The 18260-nt window shown below is 64.3% G+C and carries 13 protein-coding genes; 5 read left to right on the forward strand and 8 right to left on the reverse strand.

Translation table 11 applies throughout. From position 1 onward, the window contains the following. Positions 1-108: 108 nt before the first annotated feature. From AC58D2_RS09825 to AC58D2_RS09835, 3 genes are all read right to left on the reverse strand, one after another. A complete protein-coding gene (locus tag AC58D2_RS09825; protein WP_497389771.1) occupies positions 109-2880 on the reverse strand; it encodes a M14 family metallopeptidase in 2772 nt (923 codons plus the stop codon). A 151-nt stretch (positions 2881-3031) separates the two neighbouring features. Beyond that, complete coding sequence (locus tag AC58D2_RS09830; protein ID WP_497389773.1) at positions 3032-5530, reverse strand: S9 family peptidase; 2499 nt, start codon at positions 5528-5530, stop codon at positions 3032-3034. Positions 5531-5626: 96 nt separating this feature from the next. After that, positions 5627-8458 carry a TonB-dependent receptor gene (locus tag AC58D2_RS09835; protein WP_497389775.1) on the reverse strand — a complete coding sequence of 944 codons (2832 nt, stop codon included), beginning with the start codon at positions 8456-8458 and terminating at the stop codon, positions 5627-5629. A 469-nt stretch (positions 8459-8927) separates the two neighbouring features. On the opposite strand from AC58D2_RS09835, the gene AC58D2_RS09840 reads away from it, so the two are divergent. Beyond that, positions 8928-9728 carry a helix-turn-helix transcriptional regulator gene (locus AC58D2_RS09840; RefSeq protein ID WP_497389777.1) on the forward strand — a complete coding sequence of 267 codons (801 nt, stop codon included), beginning with the start codon at positions 8928-8930 and terminating at the stop codon, positions 9726-9728. A gap of 87 nt (positions 9729-9815) precedes the next feature. Here the strand turns inward: AC58D2_RS09840 and ruvC are convergent, their stop codons facing one another. The 5 genes from ruvC to AC58D2_RS09865 all read right to left on the reverse strand — a co-directional run bounded on the left by ruvC (position 9816) and on the right by AC58D2_RS09865 (position 12189). Continuing rightward, entirely contained in the window at positions 9816-10286 is a 471-nt protein-coding gene (gene ruvC, locus AC58D2_RS09845) for a crossover junction endodeoxyribonuclease RuvC (protein WP_497389779.1), read from the reverse strand. A gap of 111 nt (positions 10287-10397) precedes the next feature. After that, positions 10398-11144, reverse strand: coding sequence for a YebC/PmpR family DNA-binding transcriptional regulator (locus AC58D2_RS09850; protein ID WP_497389781.1), 747 nt, complete (start codon positions 11142-11144; stop codon positions 10398-10400). A 72-nt stretch (positions 11145-11216) separates the two neighbouring features. Further along, a complete protein-coding gene (locus tag AC58D2_RS09855; protein WP_497389783.1) occupies positions 11217-11534 on the reverse strand; it encodes a YbjQ family protein in 318 nt (105 codons plus the stop codon). 28 nt (positions 11535-11562) lie between these two features. After that, complete coding sequence (locus tag AC58D2_RS09860; RefSeq protein WP_448691282.1) at positions 11563-11805, reverse strand: DUF2312 domain-containing protein; 243 nt, start codon at positions 11803-11805, stop codon at positions 11563-11565. A 54-nt stretch (positions 11806-11859) separates the two neighbouring features. Continuing rightward, positions 11860-12189: a DUF1244 domain-containing protein gene (locus AC58D2_RS09865; protein ID WP_497389785.1), complete on the reverse strand. Its 330-nt coding sequence runs from the start codon at positions 12187-12189 to the stop codon at positions 11860-11862. 105 nt (positions 12190-12294) lie between these two features. On the opposite strand from AC58D2_RS09865, the gene pyk reads away from it, so the two are divergent. The 4 genes from pyk (at position 12295) to AC58D2_RS09885 (ending at position 18246) form a co-directional block, all read left to right on the forward strand. Then, positions 12295-13749: a pyruvate kinase gene (gene pyk, locus AC58D2_RS09870; protein WP_497389963.1), complete on the forward strand. Its 1455-nt coding sequence runs from the start codon at positions 12295-12297 to the stop codon at positions 13747-13749. 210 nt (positions 13750-13959) lie between these two features. After that, positions 13960-14733: an arginyltransferase gene (locus AC58D2_RS09875; RefSeq protein WP_497389787.1), complete on the forward strand. Its 774-nt coding sequence runs from the start codon at positions 13960-13962 to the stop codon at positions 14731-14733. Between the two features lie 196 nt (positions 14734-14929). After that, a complete protein-coding gene (locus AC58D2_RS09880) occupies positions 14930-17365 on the forward strand; it encodes an FAD-dependent oxidoreductase (RefSeq protein ID WP_497389789.1) in 2436 nt (811 codons plus the stop codon). After that, positions 17365-18246 (forward strand): hypothetical protein, encoded by an 882-nt coding sequence (locus AC58D2_RS09885; protein ID WP_497389791.1) that lies wholly within the window; start codon positions 17365-17367, stop codon positions 18244-18246. Before AC58D2_RS09880 ends, AC58D2_RS09885 begins: the two co-directional genes overlap by 1 nt. The last annotated feature ends 14 nt before the right edge of the window (positions 18247-18260 follow it).

Raw genomic sequence — 18260 nt, forward strand, 5'->3', positions numbered from 1 at the left:
GCCGGATTTTCCCGGCATCGAATCTGGAATGCGACATTTACGCGATCCCCTTCATCACGACTTTATGCCGGTGACCCTTTTCGGTCCGGTCGATACTTGCCTGTCCGGTTACGGGCTGCGGTCTGCGGTCCCGTAAAGGAGCGCGTTGAAGAGGAATTTGAACGTGCCATAGGATTGCGCCCGCTGTGCGACCTCTGGCCCCATCAGGAACAGCTTGCCCTTGCCGATGTCGACGTCGGCGACCGCTATCGTTCCGGCAAGCCGCTCTTCGCCGATCGCCCAGCCGCTCCGCAACAGGTCGCGGCCCTGGAACCACGCCACGGTTTTCGCGGTGCCGTGCCCGGCGGCAGGCACGAAGGATTGCGACGAGTTGAAGAAGATATCGAGCTCGTCGGGAAGTCCGTAACCAAGCGGTTGCCGGTTATCGACCCTTGCCCGCAAGATCGAACCCGGGATGTAGAAGGTTTGATGGTCGAGCGGCTTGGGCTTGCCGTCAACCGTGCGGACGAGCGCTGCGTCGAGAGGCGCGCCGAGCAATTCGGCGAGGCGGCCCGAACTGCCGATCGCGACCACCGCGCCGCCGTCGTTGACGAACTGCGCGACCTTGGGCGCCGTCTTTTCATCGGTTGCCGTCCCGAGCATCGGACGCATTGCGGCGGGCGTGTCCTGTTCTTCGGGTTGGTGGGCGGGCCGGTCGGTGCCCCACGCGCCCTTGGGCGGCATCGCGTCGTCGGCGAACAGAAGCACGTCATAGTCGCGCTGCAAATTTCCGGCGTTGAGCCGCTTGGGAAACAGTTGTTCAAAGGGGAATTCAAACTGTTCGAGCAGCCAGCGCGTCCATCCCGCCGGTATCTGGCCGCCCCAGCGGTCGACAAGGCCGATCCGCACCGGCTTGAGTGCCAGGCCGGGGCTGGCTGGCGGGGTTGCGACGGCGTGCGCGACGATGCCAAGCCCGGGTACCGATTGCGCAACGATCGCCCGGGCCTGGGGCGATGCGGGAACCCAGATCGCGCCGGGTTGCAGGGTGTCGCCGTCGACGGCGATGCCTTGCGAAAGCCAGCGCACCGGTACGCCCGCCTTCAGCAGCCGGTTGGTCAGGATGAAGCTGTTGTTGGTTTCGTGCCCGATCAGCCAGCCGGCGTCTCCCGTCCCGACGACGCGGCCGGGCGGTGGAGCCATCAGGTCGTGGACGGGGGAAAGCGGGGCCTCGAACCCGTCGAGAATGCGGTCGAACCCGACCCCCATCTGATAGGCAAGCGTATAGCCCGTGATGTCATACGGCGCCTTGGGAGGGCCCCCCGGATATTCGGTGTCATGGGGATGATGCTGGGGTTCGAACATGTCGAGGATGTGCGGGCGATAGGCCTGTGCGGTCCGTACGACATAGGATCCGGCCGGATAGGATTTGCCCCCGGCAACGAAGGACGCGTCGGCGCGCTCGACCTCGACGCCGTTCTTGATGAGCGCATTCAGGAAGGTGATGGCAGTCGGCAGATCGTGCTGGTCGGGCGGGATCACATAGGCGCGGGCGTCGCGCAGGGCGGGTGCGTGCATGACCGTGTCGTAGAGCGCGGGATCGACCTTCTTGGGCCCGGCACGATAGCCCGGCCTGGTTTCATCTTCCTTGAGCGGCGCGGCATTCTCCAGCGCTTCGACCATCGGCGGGGTGATCGTCCAGTTGTCGCGGCTGCCGCGTGCGATGCTGTTCGCGGCCATCCGCCAGATGTTGAACATCAAGCGTTCGCGATTGCGCGAGGCATAGTCGATGACCGCGCGATTGAGGCTCCACTGATAATCGAGCGTGTCCTGCAGGTGCCATTCGCGCGGTGCGATCGGCAGCATCTCGTCGCCGCGCGGCAATTGGGTCGAAGGCACCAGCGGGATCCTGGCCGGCGTCGGGCCGCCGATGATTTCGGTCAAGAGGCCGATGCTGTTGTGGAAATAGGCAACCGAACGTTCCATGCCATTATGCCACGTCGAATAGCGGGCCGCGCTGCGCATCCCCGATCCGCCCTTGCCCTCGGCGATCAGCCGCGAGTGCATGGCGAAGCCCACTTCGCTGAGCTGGGACATCACGATCGGGTCGTAATTGAAATTGAACGGGTCGCGGAACGGCGGAACGAAGACGACCATGCCCTCGGGCCCCGTCTGGTGCTGGTTATAGACGATCTGCGGATACCATTGGCGGAACAATACCCGGTTGACGTTCTCCGTCTCTGGCATCTGCGCCATGAAGCTGTCGCGATTATTATCGTGGCCGACATATTTCTGGTAGAGCCGCGGCAGGGTTTCGAACTCGCGCTTTTTCGGATCGGCGTGCCGCATGTACCAGTTGCTGACAAGCTCCATGCCGTCGGGATTGTCGTGTCCGAACAGGATGATGCAATCGTCCAGCATGCGCAGGGTTTCGGGATCGGACTGGCTGAGCATCCGGTGAATGACCTGAATCTGTCCTTGGGACGTCACCGTTTCGGTTGCGTGCAGACCCGCGTCGATCCACACGATCGCCTTGCCGTCGTGCGCCAGCTTGCGCGCGTCCTCTTCGCTGACACGGCCGCGGGCCAGCTTTTCCGCGGTGGCGCGATATTCGTCGAGGCGAGCCAGATTGGCCGGCGAGGAAACGATCGCCATCCATTGGGTGCGGCCTTCGGCGGTCTTGCCGATGTCGACCAGCTTGATCCGGTCGGATTCGCTCGCGAGCCGCTTCAGATAGGCTTCGTAGGCGGTGTAGTTGGCGAGATAATAGTCGCTGCCGACCGGCTGCTCGAAGAAGTCTTGGGGCGACGTGATCGCCGGGTTCGGCGCCTCGGCCTCCTGTGCGGCGGCGGCGGCCGGCGTGAGGACGAGCGCCGCGGCGAAGAAATAGCCGCAAACCTTCATACATACGTCTCCTGATCGATCCTGTGGCGCGAGCCGGTCCGCAGCCGGTTCGGGCAGGGCCCGGACACCGGCGAGCGGCAAGGCCCGATGGGTCCGGATCGCGCGGCCCATCTCCGCGTCGATCCGGACCGTGCGTGGCAGCGGTGACCGCCTATTTCTCTTCCTTCCCCTGCTTCACATATTTGTCGAACCAGTCAAAGGCCTCCGCGAGAACGTGCAGGCGGGTTTCGCGCGCGGCATAGATATGATCCTCGAACGGTAGCATCTCCAGCTTTGCGGTGCCGCCCAGCCCCTTAAGCGCATGGTAGAGGCGCTGCGACTGGATCGGATAGGTGCCCGTGTTGCTGTCGATCTCGCCGTGGAAGATCAGGAACGGCTCGTTGATGTCGGGCGCGTGCATGAAGGGCGACATGGCGAGATAAACCTCCGGCGCCTCCCAATAGGTCCGGCGTTCGCGCTGGAAGCCGAACGGCGTCAGCGTCCGGTTATAGGCGCCGTTCATGGCATAGCCCGCCGCGAACAGGTCGCTGTGCGTCAGGAGGTTCGCCGTCATGAACGCGCCATAGGACAGGCCGGCGACGCCGATCCTCTTGGGGTCGGACACGCCCTTTGCCACCAGCATGTCGACAGCCGCCTGCGCGTTGGCGACCAGCTGCTCGACATAGGTATCGTTTGCTTCCAGCCCGCCGACGATCGGCATCGACGCGTCGGCGAGAACCGCATAGCCCTGCGTGAGGAACAGCATATAGTCGGTGGGGGTGCGCGGCGAGACGCCCGAATAGCCATAGGAGGTGCCGCGAACCTGGCCGGCCCCCTTCACATCGGCGAATTCGCGCGGATAGGCCCAGACGATCGTCGGCAGCCGCTGACCCTTCTTATAGTTCGGCGGCAGGTACAGCGTACCGCTGAGCGGGACCCCGTCGGCGCGCGTGTAGTTGACCAGTTCCTTGCTGGAATAGGCGAGGGCGTTATTGGGCCGGGAAATGTCGGTCAGGGCTCGTTTGGCGTTGCCCGGCAACTGGTGGAGATAATAGTTGGCGGGCGTCAGGCTCGTTTCATAGCGCGTGACGATCCGGTCGGCTTCGTCGTCGAGGACTTCGACGACTTCCTCGTAATTCTCCCCCTTGGTCGAAAAGAGGCGCTCGGTCTTGCCGCTGTCCAGATTGTAGCGCGACAGGAACGGGTGGTCGCCGTCGGGCGATCCGCCTTCGCCGGCGAGATAGATCCACGGCCCATCCTGCCGGAGCACGGTTCCGACGTTCGACATCTTGGTGACCGGCGCCCCGGGTTCGCCGTACCAGTCATCGTCATTGTGGGACCACATCAGCTTCGACCTGGCCCCGGTTCCCGTCGTATCGACCAGCCACATCTTCGTCTCGCGCGTTCCCCAAGTGAACTGCTTGACCAGGGCCTGGTTCGCATCTTCGGTAAAGGCGAACAGGTCGTGCGACTGATAACCGCTGGCGCTCGGGACAATGCGGTTGGTCGTGCGCAGCAGCTCTGTCGGCTTGCCGTCGAAGGGCGCCTTCAGCAGCATGGCGCGATCGCGATACTCGGCCTCTTGCTTTGGATTTCCGCCGTCGAGCGGCTCGACATAGACGAGGGCCGGCGATGCGGAGGGGCGCCACGCGAAGCCGCGCGGTCCCGGCGCCGCCCATCCCAGGCTCTCCGGACCGGCGTTGTTCGTGGGAACGCTGGCGATGTGGTGAACCGGGGTCCCTTCGGCGGACAGAATGTCGACCGACTTGGGAAAGCGGCTGGCGGGCACAAGATAGGAATAGGGTGGGGTGATCCGCACCGACAGGAAATACTCCCCGCCCGGCGAAGGGGTCAGTTCCTGGTAAATGCCCGCCGCGCCAAAGGGCGTCGCTGCGCCGCTGGCGACGTCGACGATCATCGGCTGCGACGTCATGTAATAGTCGTACAGCTTTTCGTCGAACTTGCTGGTCAGCAGGTTGGTGAAGGTCCAGACCGGAGCCTTCTTGCCGTCCGTCTGCTGGATAGCCGGGCCGGTCGGCACGCCCAACTGCGGCGCCGGCCCGCGACCCTCCGGAACGAAATGGCAGAGCAGACGGCTGTTGTCGTCGAGCCAGTGACATGGGGCGTCGGACAGATAATCGATGCTGCGCGCGGCGTTGATGGACGGGCCGGAGAGCGCATGGGCTTCGCCGCTTGCAGCGTCGGCAATCCACAGCTCGATGCCCTTGGCGGTGGTTCGCAGAAAGGCGAAACGGCTGCTGTCCGGCGACCAGATCGGCGGCCCGAGCTTTGCGGTCGGCACCTTCAGATCGCGCGCTTCCTGCGTTTGAAGGTTGAGCAGACGGTAGCCGGTGCCCTGTCCGGTATAGGAGGAATGCGTGTCGTACGCGTCCATATCATAGGGACCGTTGGTGGCGGTGTTCACGCGAACGCCGCCCAGTCGCTGCATCGGGGCGGCGCGATCTTCGATGGTCGGCATCCCCTTCAGCGACGTCAGGACCATCCAGTCGCCGTCGGGGCTGACGCTGGCGGCCGGCGGAGGTGGAATGTCGAGGATGTCGACAACCTCCTTGGGCGGGGTGCGATAGCCGTCCTGTGCAAGCGCGGTCATCGGAAGCATGATCGCTGCGGCGGCAACGGTGGAAAGCGCGATGCGGGAAAATCTGCTCATCGGATGTCCTCGAATGGCGACCGCCGATTGTCGGCGGCGAAGGATAGGGAGCACGCGGCGGACGGCGAGATGGCGCCACCCGCCGCGCTGCGGGCGTCAGAAATTCTTGGAGAAGCCCACGTAGAAGAACCGGCCGATATTATCGTAAAGCGACCCGTCGAACGCGCCCGTATAGGTCGAAGGCGTGCGCGGCGGATGCTCGTCGAAGAGGTTGTTCACCCCGAGTTGCAAGGTCAGGTCGTCCTTGAACCGGTAGCTGGCGAAGACGTCGCTGTAGAAACGCTCGTCGACCTCTACGCCGCCGTAATATTCGTCGGTCTGCTGCACGTCGATCTTCGACGAGCCGATATAGCGAAGGTTCCAGCTGAGGCTCAGCCCGTCGAGCGAGTAGCTGACGTTGAGCGTTCCGCGCCAGGTCGGATCGTCGAATTCGCCGTCCTCGATCAACAGGCTGCTTGGATCGTCGGCATCGACCAGTTCCTCGAGCTTGTCGAGATAGGTGACGCTAGCCGACACGCTGAGGCGTCCATCCCAGCCGATGCGGTCGAGACTGGTCGCATAGCTGGCCGCGGCATCGACTCCGCGCGCGGTCAGCTTGCCGATGTTCACCTGTCGCAGGTCGATCTTGGAGATCGCATAGGGATCGTCGAGTCCCACGAAATTGCCGCGGGTGACCAGCGGGCAGAAGGCGTTGTCGAGGCTGGGCGAATCGACGCATTTTTCGACGATCGTGTTGCCGTCGAGCGTCTGGATCGCGTCGTCGATCTTGATCGACCAGTAATCGACCGAAAGCCGCAGCCCGGGCAGCGGACTGACGACGACGCCGCCGGTCCACGAGTTCGAGGTTTCCTCCGACAGGTCGGGATTGCCGCCGAGCGCCGTGCTGAGCGCCAGCGCCGACGCCGGATCGCGCCAGCCGACCGGAATGCCGAGCGCGCGGCAGTTCGCTTCGCGATTGGGCGCAAGGTTGATCTCGGCCGCGTCGCACGGATCGGCGGTGATGTTCAGTGTGCCGAGCGTGTCGGGGCTGAAGAGTTCGACGATATTGGGGGCGCGGACGCTGCGCGACCGCGTGAAGCGCAGCCGGACCGCGTCGATCGGCGCCCACTCGACGCCGAGCTTCCACGCCGTCGTGCTCCCGATCGTGTCATAGTGCGAATAGCGAACCGCGCCTTCGATTTCGAGCGAGTCGGCGAGGACGAAATCCTTGAGCACCGGCACGACGACTTCGGCGAACGCCTCGCCGACCTTGGTGCTCGCATCGACCGAGCCGCCGCCGTTGTCGGTACGGTAGAGCAGGCCGCGGGCGCCGAGCCCGTCGTCGAGCGTATGCAGCTTGTCCTGGCGATACTCGGCGCCGACCGCGATCCCGAGCGGGCCGGCCGGAAGGTCGATCAGCGAACCGGTCAGCTGGATGCCGGCCAGGGTCTGTTCGTTGGTTACGTCGCGCTGGAACGTATATTCGAAATAGCTTTTGTCGGCATCGGACAGCATGCCGTTGAACAGGTTGATCGGGGTACAGCCCGCGGCGCGTGCCGAAGCACTGCGGCAAACGGTTTCGCCCGTGTCGGGATCGCTGATCGCATCGACCGCTTCGAGAAAGCGGCTTTCGATACGCGTGTTGCCGATCTTATAATCCTGGTCGCGGCGGCCATATTGGTAAAAGGCCTGCCAATCGAAGCGGTCGAAAAGCCGGCCTTTCAGGCCGCCGGCTGCCGTGTAGGTATAGCGCGAATTGGTGTAGCGCTTGTTGCCGTAGATATCTTCGCCCTCGTAACCGATCGTCAGCGAACTCAAACCGTTCGTGTCCATCAACGCCGTGATGCCCGCGGGTAGCGTCGGGTTCTCGCGGCTGAGCGTCAGGCTGGAATCGAAGAAGCTCTGGCCGTTCGTATCGGTATCGGAAAAAGCGAATTCCAGGTCGAGGAACGCGGTGACCGACGGGGCCAGTTCGTAATCGACATGCGCGATCGCCGAAAAGGCTTCGCGCGGGTTGCGCAGATTGCGTTCGCGGCTGTTGTAGCCATAGGGGCCGCCGCTGCACACCGATCCATAGCAGTCGGTCTGCGGCTGCGGCACGACGCCGCCATCATAGAAATAGCGCTGTCCGCCGACCACGAAGGTGGGGACATAGGCGTTGCCGACCGTGTGCGGGTCGTTGATGATGATCCGGTCGGGAATGCCGTCGTCGGGACCCGTATTGTCGGGATTTGTCGCCCAGGTCAGGGCGCCCTTGCCCGATGTATAGCTGCGGTCGACGTAGCGCAGGATATCGCTTTTCTGGTAGGTCATCCCGATGCTTGCGGAGCCCTTGCCGTCGGCGAACTCGCCGCCGCCGTTGGCTGAAAGCATATAGGTTGCCGCATCGCCGCGATCCGCGATGCCGACGCGGCCCGATACGTTGAAGCCCTGATAATCATCCTTCAGGATGATGTTCACAACGCCCGACACCGCATCGGCGCCATAGACGGCCGACGCGCCGCCGGTGATGATTTCGACGCGTTTGATCATCGCGGCGGGGATCGCCGATACGTCGACCTGCGACCCTTCGCGCGAACCCGAAACGCGGCGCCGACCATCGACCAGGACCAGCGTCCGGTTGGTGCCCAGGCCACGGAGGTTGATGAAGGTCGCACCGATGTCGCGCTGAAACGTATCGTTGCTCGCGCCGAGCCCGACGCTGATCTGGGGGCTTTGGAGCAGGATGTCGCCGATGTCGTTGAGCCCGGTGCGTTCGATCTGCTCCTGCCCGATGACGGTCGTCGGTGTCGGATTATCGAACCCGGTGCGGGCCACGCGCGACCCGGTGATGACGATCTCGTCCTGGTCGGATGCGGCTCCCGGGCCCGGTTCGACCTGTTGGGCGCAGGCGTTCGTTCCCCACATCAGCGCCGTAAGGCCTACGGCGCCATAGAGTCTGTTGATCAAAGTATTTACCCCCGTTCGGCGATCGGCGAACTGCCGATCGGCATTCTGGACATGCGCCTTCGTGCATCGAACATCGGTGCCCTGTCGGACACGCGATGACTCTCCTGAAATTGGGTTTATCGATCCCTGTCGTTTGTCATTGCTGCGGATCGGCACCGGCCCTCGGGCGCCATTCGCAACCATGACAATATGATGAAAAACATCTGCGAGGGGCGCTCTTGCGATCGGGACATAGACGTTTGCGAACGGGACATTATCATTGCGACCTGGCAAGATTCAGCGGTCGTTGCCCGCCAGGGAAGGCGCTGTCGTACAAGCAGGCCGCGCGCAGAGAATTTTTATAACATAGAGTTGTTGCTATATGACCCAGCGAGAAATCCCCCTCCGGGCGAATCGTTCGATCGGGCCAAAAATGCTGCACCTGCGAGAAACTCTGGTGCGAATGCTTAGCTATTGATACATTCGACGCATGGAGCAGGTCGCGACTCCGTTCGATTGCGATGGCGCCCCGCGCCCCGTCATGATCCGCGTTGCGGATTGCCCGTCGCTACTCACCTATCCGCCGCATTCGCATCACCGGGCAGAGCTCGTCTATGTCCGCTCGGGAACCGTGTGCGTCACCATCGACGGCGCCATGTTCATCGTCCCGTCGCAGTGCGCCATTCTGATCGCGCCGGACACGGTGCACGAGGTCCGCATGCTCAGCGACGCGCATTTGCTGACCACCTATCTTGCGGTGCCCCGCGACAAGCCGGGATTGGCGTGCGGAAACGTCCTGGTGTCCAACCTGCTGCGCGAATTGATGCATGCCGCGGTCGATTTGCCGGTCGCCTATGATCGCGGCGGCCGCGAGGAACGTATCATGGACCTGATTGCCGAGGAGGTGGCGTGGTTGACGGCCCAACCCGACACTTTGACCCTGCAAACGCCCGTGCCGACCAATCCGCGGCTCGTACGCCTTTGCCGCGAGATGCTGCGCGAACTCGACCGGGGATGGACGATCGACGATGCCGCCGAGGTGGCGGGTATGGGCCGCCGGACCTTTACGAGGGCCTTCAAAAGAGAAGTGGGAATCAGCTTCAATACATGGCGTTCACGGGCACGGTTGAACGCGGCGGTCTGCCGGTTGAAAGTCGGCGCCTCCATCACCAGCGTCGCTCTGGAGACCGGGTACAGCAACCCGAGCGCCTTTGCGACCATGTTCAAGCGCTGCTTGGGTGTCCCGCCTTCACATTTTCAAATAGCGCGCGCGGTGCAACTGGCGAGTTGAGCGCGGCGTTCGCGGCCGGATCGCCGGAGGAGGTGGAGGTCCTGCCGGCCGGCCGCGCTCGCCGGCTGCCGACATTGCGGCGGACGCTCAGCGGCCGCGGTGGTGGGCGTGGGCTATCGCGACGGCAAGTGCGTCGGCCGCATCGGCGCCCGCGACCTTTGCGCCGGGCAGCAGGATGCGCAGCATGGCCTGTACCTGTTCCTTCGCCGCTCCGCCCGTGCCGACGATCGCTTTCTTGACGAGGCGCGGTGCATATTCGGCGACGGGAAGGCCGGCGCGGGCGCAGGCGAGCAGCACGACTCCGCGTGCATGGGCGAGCTTCAGCGTCGATTGCGGATTGTCGTTGACGAAGATTTCCTCGACCGCGGCGTGGGTCGCCCCATGATCGGCGATGACCGCGGCGAGCACCATGTCGAGATGCGCGAGCCGGTCGGGCAGGGGCGCCTTGGTGTCGGTCTTGACCTGGCCGTTGGCGACGTGGCTGATCCGGCTGCCTTCGGCGCGGACCACACCCCAGCCGGTGCAACTGAGCGAGGGGTCGAGGCCGAGGATGATCATGGCGTCTATCCCTCCTGTACGGCCCGCCCGGCAAAGGACGCATCGGCCCTTCGCCAAGCTGTCTTTCTCAAGGCTGTCTTCCCCATCGCTTCGTGACAGGGAGGATCGTCATCAGCCCAGCTTGTCCATCACGGCATCGGGGATGTCGTAATTGCCCCAGACGGTCTGGACGTCGTCGTCGTCGTCCAGCGTGTCGATCAGCCTGAACAGCGTTTGCGCGGTGCCTTCGTCCGCGACTTCGCTCTTCAGCGTCGGGCGCCAGGCGAGTTTCACTCCGTCGGCTTCGCCCAGCTTGGCCTCGATCGCCTTGGCGACTTCGTGCAGGCTGTCGACGCTCGTCCAGATGTCATGCCCGTCTTCCGACGATTCGACATCGTCGGCGCCGGCATCGAGCGCCGCTTCGAAAACCGTGTCGTTGTCGCCCGCGTCGGCGGGGTAGCTGATCAGCCCGAGCCGGTCGAAGCCGTGGCTGACGCTGCCCGACGTGCCGAGGTTGCCGCCATTCTTGCTGAATGCCGTGCGAACATTGGTTGCGGTGCGATTGCGATTGTCGGTCAGCGCCTCGACGATCAGCGAAACGCCGCCGGGGCCATAGCCTTCGTAGCGGATTTCTTCGTAATTGTCGCCGTCGCCGCCCGATGCCTTGTCGATCGCGCGCTGGATATTGTCCTTGGGCATCGACTGCGCCTTGGCGGCGTTGACCGCGGCGCGCAGGCGAGCGTTGGCATCGGGGTCGGGCAGGCCCATCTTCGCCGCGACGGTGATTTCGCGGCTGAGTTTGGAAAACAGGGCGCTGCGCTTTTTGTCCTGCGCGCCCTTGCGGTGCATGATGTTCTTGAATTTACTATGGCCGGCCACGGCCTACCTCCATCGCATGCGGGAAATCGAGCGCTGCCCCTAGCGCGCCCGGCGGCCCGAAACAACTGCGCTTCAGAGGACGACCGCCGTGCCGCTCGCCGAAACCATCAGCATCGACCCGTTCTGGCCGAGCACTTCATAGTCGATATCGACGCCGATCACGGCGTTGCCGCCCATCTTGGCCGCCTCGGACTCCATTTCCCCGAGGGCTTGCTTGCGCGCACGCGCAAGGACGTCCTCATATTTGCCCGAGCGGCCGCCGACGATGTCGGTGATGCTCGCGAACAGGTCGCGGAAGATATTCGCCCCCACGATCACCTCGCCGGTGACGATCCCCAGATATTCGCGGACCGGTCGGCCGTCGACATTATTGGTGGTGGTGCTGAACATCGTTCCGTCTCCTGTTGCGGGCGTGGGCTCAGTCGATGCCGAGCGCCGATTTGTAAACGTCCAGGATCGCTTCCATTTCCTTGCGATCGTGGATCGGCATTTTCCTGAGGCGCACGATCTGGCGCATGATCTTTGGATCGTAACCCTGCGACTTCGATTCGTTGTAGACGTCGCGAATGTCGTCGGCGATGCCCTTTTTCTCTTCTTCCAGCCGCTCGATGCGCTCGATGAAAAGGCGCAGTTGTTCGTCGGCAGTCGTGGCTTCGCTCATTTTATGCTCCGCTGGATTGGATGATGGTCTGGCGAGAATCGCCCCGGCGTCCGATTAGCGGGATCGAGGATTCTTGGCCATGCTTTCTTCCATCCGTTTGAGCTGTTCGTCGCTCGCCGCAACGTGATAGCGCGCTTTCCATTCGGCGGTCGGCATGCCGTGCACGATCGTCCGCCCGGCCTCCTTGTCCATGCCGCCGGCTTCGGCGACCCAGTCGCCCAGGCAGTTGCGGCAAAAGCCGGCGAGCCCCATCAGGTCGATATTCGCGGCGTCGTGGCGATGCCGGAGCAAGCGAACGAGCCGGCGAAAGGCGGTGGCGGCGACGGCATCGTCCAGATCATCGAGCGCATCGGACGCCTCGGTTCGATCTTCGCTGCACGACATGCCGGGCTCCTTTATATGATGAATAGCTATACGGTGGTTGCCTTGGCGCGCGCGACGCGCCATTCCTCAGCTCACCGTAACGGCAAACAGGCAAGCGGAGCAATCGTGGTTCACAGTTTTTCCCCCCGCCAGCGCAAGGTGCGCATTTTGGCGACGCTTGGCCCTGCAAGCGCCAATCCCGACATGATCGCGGCGCTGCATCGCGCCGGCGCCGACGCGTTCCGGGTCAACATGAGCCACGGCGACCATGCCGGTCATGCAAAGGTCATCGCGGCGATCCGCGCACTTGAAAAGGAAACGGGCCGCCCGACGACGATCCTGGTCGACCTGCAGGGGCCGAAGCTGCGCGTCGGGACGTTCCGGGACGGCCCCGCAGAGCTGGAGGCTGGCGCGAAATTCGTCCTCGACGCCGACACCGCGCCGGGCGACGCGACCCGCGTCCACCTGCCGCATCCCGAATTGTTCGCGGCGCTCGAACCCGACACCCGGCTGCTGGTTGACGACGGGAAGCTCGTCCTGCGCGTGAAAACCGTGGAGCCCGGTCGCATCGAAACGCTGGTCGAGGTCGGCGGCAGGATTTCGGACCGCAAGGGCGTCAATGTCCCCGACGTGGTCGTACCGCTCGCGGCGCTGACCGAAAAGGACCGCAAGGACCTGTCCTTTGCGCTTGAGCAGCATGTCGACTGGATCGCGCTGTCCTTCGTCCAGCGGCCCGAGGATGTCGCCGAGGCGCGGCGCCTGATCGGCGGCAAGGCGGCGCTGCTCGTGAAATTCGAAAAGCCTGCCGGCGTCGCGCGGATGGAAGAGATACTGGAAATCGCCGACGCCGCGATGGTCGCACGCGGCGACCTGGGCGTCGAACTGCCCCCCGAAGCCGTCCCGCCGCTGCAAAAGCGGATCGTCGCCACGGCGCGGCGCATGGGCAAGCCCGTCGTCGTGGCGACGCAGATGCTCGAATCGATGATCGTGTCGCCGACGCCGACCCGGGCCGAGGTTTCGGACGTCGCAACCGCGATCTACGACGGTGCCGATGCGATCATGCTGTCGGCCGAGACCGCTGCCGGATCGTGGCCGGTCGAGGCGGTCACGATGATGGATTCGATCGCCCGCTCGGTCGAAGGCGATCCCGATTATTATCGCCGGCTCCACTTTACCGAAACCTTCCCCGATCCGACCACCGCCGACGCGCTCGCCGAGGCGGCCGGCGGCATCATCGGCACGATCGGAGCCGATGCGATCATCTGTTTCACCGCGTCGGGATCGACCGCGCGCCGCGTCGCGCGCGAGCGGCCGGGCGCGCCGTTGCTCGTGCTGACGCCGAAGCGCGATGCCGCGCGTCGCATGGGTTTGCTCTGGGGCGCGCATGCGGTGCCGACCAAGGACATCGGCAGCTTCGAAGAGATGATCGCGAAGGGCAAACGCATGGCGATGCGCCACGGCATCGGCAATGCGGGTGCCAAGCTGGTGATGATGGCCGGGGTGCCCTTTGGCACGCCGGGGTCGACCAACGTCCTTCACGTTGCGACGCTGACCGGCGACGAGTTGAAGGGATATAGCTGATCCGGCCTGTCCCCGCCGGCGCGGATCGATTCAATCCGGGACAAAAGTTACCAGCCGATTCAGAAAATTTTCGAGCTGATTCAGTTCGGGACGCGCAAAAATGGTAAATGGACTTTGCACCATTGACGCTGCGCGGCATAGTCGCTGCATAGGAAGCGTCGGCGCCCGCGTGGGAGGGCGCTCTTTTGCAAACCCGGAGGTCCAGCTCGCGTGTCCGCCCCGTTCCGTTTTCCGCGCTTCTTCGTGACCAGCCCCGCTCCGTGCCCCTATCTGGCGGGCAAGACCGAGCGAAAGGTCTTTACCGAACTCAGCGGCCCGAACGCGAACGAACTCAACGACGCGCTGGGGCGGATCGGATTCCGCCGCAGCCAGTCGGTTGCCTATCGCCCGAGCTGCGCGGAGTGTTCGGCCTGCGTCTCGGTGCGGGTATGTGCGGGCGAATTTTCGCCGAGCCAGTCGCAGAAGCGCAATATCCGCCGCAACCGCGACCTCGTCGCGACGGCGTGCAAGCCCTGGGCGACCGACGAGCAGTATCAACTTTTGCGCTCCTACCTCCTGTCGCGCCACCCCGACGGCGGCATGGCCGACATGGATGAGCAGGATTTCGCCGACATGGTCGAGCAAACCCCCGTCGAAAGCCATATGATCGAATATCGCGAGCCGACGGCCGACGGCCGCCCCGGACGGCTCGTCGGTTGCTGCCTGACCGACCGGCAAGGCGACGGGCTTTCGATGATCTACAGCTTCTTCGATGCGCAGCATCCGCTACGCGAAGGGCTGGGCACCTACGTCATTCTCGATCACCTGCAGCGTGCGGCAAAGGCTGGACTGCCCTATGTCTATCTCGGCTACTGGATCGAGGGATCGACGCGCATGGCCTACAAGGCGCGTTTCCGCCCGCTCGAAAAGCTGGGCCCCGACGGATGGTCGCGGTTCGAACCGATCGCGCCGGATCGTATCGCAGCGATGTTCGAACTCGCCTGATCGGCGCATATATCCTCCACCAAAAACGCGCTGGCAGCGGTTGACCTCGCGCCGGGTTCGGGGGCATAGTTCGCCCCTCTAGGACATAAGTCCGGGTCGCATCCGTTATTGATCGCCGAAGGGGGCTGGCGATGGGGGGTAGGGTGCCCATGTACGCAACGATGCCGCGACGGCGACCTGGCCGGACGCCCGCCCCGTGAGCGAGGCGGTCAAGGTCGCGATCGTCGGGTCGGGTCCTGCCGGCCTGAGTGCCGCCTCGCGGGCTGCGCACCTGGGACTAAGCCATGTCCTGCTCGAAAAGACCGATCATCTGTCGGATACCATTTTCAAATACCAGAAGGGCAAGCGGGTGCTCGCGACCCCCGACCGGCTCGACCTGCGCTCCGACTGCCGCTTCGGAGAGGGCGCGCGGGAGACGATCCTGGCCAATTGGGACGAGGATGCGGCCAACAACAAGATCAACGTCCGTTATAATGCCGAAATCGTAGAGGTTTCGGGGACCAAGGGCGTTTTTACGATCACGACCGCAAAGGGCGAGACGATCGCGGCCGAGACGATTGTTCTCGCGATCGGCACGCAGGGCAATCCCAACCGGCTGCGGTGCCCGGGCAACGAATTGCCGCACATCATCTATCAGGTCGACGATCCCGAGGATTTTCGGGACCGGCACATTACGGTCGTGGGGTCGGGCGATGCGGGGATCGAAAATGCGCTTGGTGTTGCCGAGGAGGCGCTCGGCAATCGGGTGACGATCCTCAACCGGTCGAAGGATTTCGCGCGCGCCAAGGCTAAGAATGTCGCCGACCTGATGGAGGCCGGCGAAAATGGCGCGATCGACATCCGCACCGAGACGCAGCCCAAGCTGGTCGAGGATGGCTGGCTGACACTCGATACCCCGAACGGCGAGGAGCGGATCGCTTGCGACACCATCGTCGCGCGACTGGGCTCGGTCGCGCCGCGCGGCTTCGTCGAGGCGATGGGGATCGAGTTCACCGGCCCCGACCGCGAAGCCTTTCCCAAGCTGTCTCCGACTTTCGAGACGACGGTGCCGGGCATCTATGTCATCGGCGCGCTCGCGGGCTATCCGCTGATCAAGCATTGCATGAACCAGGGCTATGACGTCGTCGAGTTTTTGAGCGGCAACGAGGCGCTGACGCCCGCGGACGAAAAGGACCTCGCGGCGATCTTTGCCGGGATGCCCCATGACATGCCGGTCAGCGAGTGGCTGGAATATCTGCGGGCCCATGTCCGCATCTTCGCGGATGTTTCGCCGCTCCAGATGCGCGAATTCATGCTCGATTCGAAGGTCGCCTTCTATCGCGCGGGCGAGGTGGTGTTCGAAAAGGACGAGCCCGGGTCGTCGCTCTTCGCGATTGCCGAAGGGCATGCGCTCGTCGAGGTCGGGCCGGACATCACGGTGCCCATCGAGGAAGGGTCGATCTTCGGCGAGGTCGGCCTGATCTCGGGGCGCAAGCGCGGCGCGACGATCCGCGCGGGCGGAGACAGCATCTTCGTCGAAATGTCGCGCACCGCGGCGCTCAAGTTGATGGCGGCGGTTCCGGGGGCCAAGCGCGCGATCAACCGCATCTCGCTTGAACGCCAGCTACTCCAGATATTCAAGGGCGGGCTGACGGCCCAGGATCTCGCGCCCGTCGTCGACGAGGCCGAGGTGATCCGCGTGCCCGCGGGCAGGGCGGTGGTCGAGGAGGGCGACGAAGGCGACGACGTCTACGTCGTCCGGTCGGGCTCGATGGTCGTCGAGAAGGATATCGGCGGCAAATCCATCTTCCTGCGCTATCTGCCCGCGGGCAGCTATTTCGGCGAGATGGCGGTGCTGAGCGGCGAGAAACGCAATGCGACGGTGAAGGCGGCGGTCGGCAGCGAGGTGATCAAGCTGACCGGCGCAGGCTTCAAAGCGATGCTCGCGGCGCGGCCGCAGGTTCGCGACGCCACCGAGGCGGCGGTTGCCGAGCGCGCGGCGATGAACGACTTCATTGAATCGCGCAAGGCGAGCTATTCGAGCGCGGTCGACCTTTATTCGGACACCGCCGGCTTCATTATGAAGGAGGGGCTGGGCGAGGCGACCGACGCGCTGCTGATCGACGAGAATCTCTGCGTCGGCTGTGACAATTGCGAAAAGGCGTGCGCGGACAGCCACGAGGGACTGTCGCGGCTCGACCGCGAGGCGGGCAAGACCTTCGCCCATCTGCACGTCCCGACGAGCTGCCGTCACTGCGAGCATCCGCACTGCATGGCCGACTGTCCGCCCAACGTGATCCACCGCGGCCCCGACGGCGAAGTGTTCATGGAGCCGGGGTGCATCGGCTGCGGCAACTGTATGCGCAACTGCCCCTATGGCGTGATCCGCATGGAGGCGGCACCGCCGCCCAAGCCGGGATTGCTGAGCTGGCTGCTGCTCGGCCGCGGCCCCGGTCCAGGCGAGCCCTCGCCCAAATGGACGAAGACGCAATTGGGCGACGAGAAGCCCAAGAAGGTCGCGGTGAAATGCGACATGTGCAAGGGAATCGCCGGTGGTCCCGCCTGTGTTCGCGCCTGTCCGACCGGCGCCGCGATCCGCGTCTCGCCCGAGGAATTCCTGTCGATCGCCCGGCTCGAGGAGGATGCCGGCTGATGGCGACCCTTTTCAAGCGCCGCCGCAGCAAGGCCACGCAGACCGAGCGGGTGCGCGAGAGCAAGCACGAGGGCTTTCTGCGCTACGCCGATTTCCGCTGGGCGAAGATTTCGGGCGCGCTCTGCCTGCTCGTCATCGTCAGCTATTCGCTCATCGACGTCCAGCCGCGCCCCAACGGTGGCAGCTGGTACGGCTACACGCTCGGCACGATCGGCGCGCTGCTGATCCTGTGGCTGACCGCGCTCGGCTATCGCAAACGGCGGATGACGCGCGATTACTGGTCCTTGAAGGCGTGGACCTCGGCGCATGTCTATCTGGGGCTCAGCCTGATCGTTATCGGCACCTGGCATACCGGCTTCCAGCTCGGCTGGAACGTCCATACCCTCGCGTGGGCGCTGATGATGCTCGTCATCCTGTCGGGGATGTTCGGGGTGGCCGTTTATGCGACGCTGCCCGCTGCGCTGTCGAACAATCGCGAACAGATGACGCAGATGCAGATGCTCGAGGCGATCCGCTCCTTCGACCGCCAGCTCCACGCCGCCGCGCAGCCTCTCGGCTTCGCAGATACCGCGCCGGTGCTCGCGGCGCTCGACGAAAACCCGTTCGCGGGGGGTCTCTGTACGCGGCTCAGCGGGCGCTATCCCAAATGCGCGACGGCCGCGGCGCATCGTGCGCTCGTCGCCTCGCATGACAGCAACCCTGAGGCGCGAGCGAAGGTGATCGCCCTGCTGACCCAGAAGGAAGCGGCTCTTTCGCGACTGCGCCGGCACCTGCGTCTGCGCGCGCTGCTCGAAATCTGGCTTTATGTGCATGTGCCGCTGACCTTTGCGCTGCTCGCGGCGCTGTCGGCGCACATCATCAGCGTCTTCTTTTACTGGTAAGGCGGGGAGGGGGA

It is taken from the genome of Sphingopyxis sp. CR5, assembly GCF_059693785.1.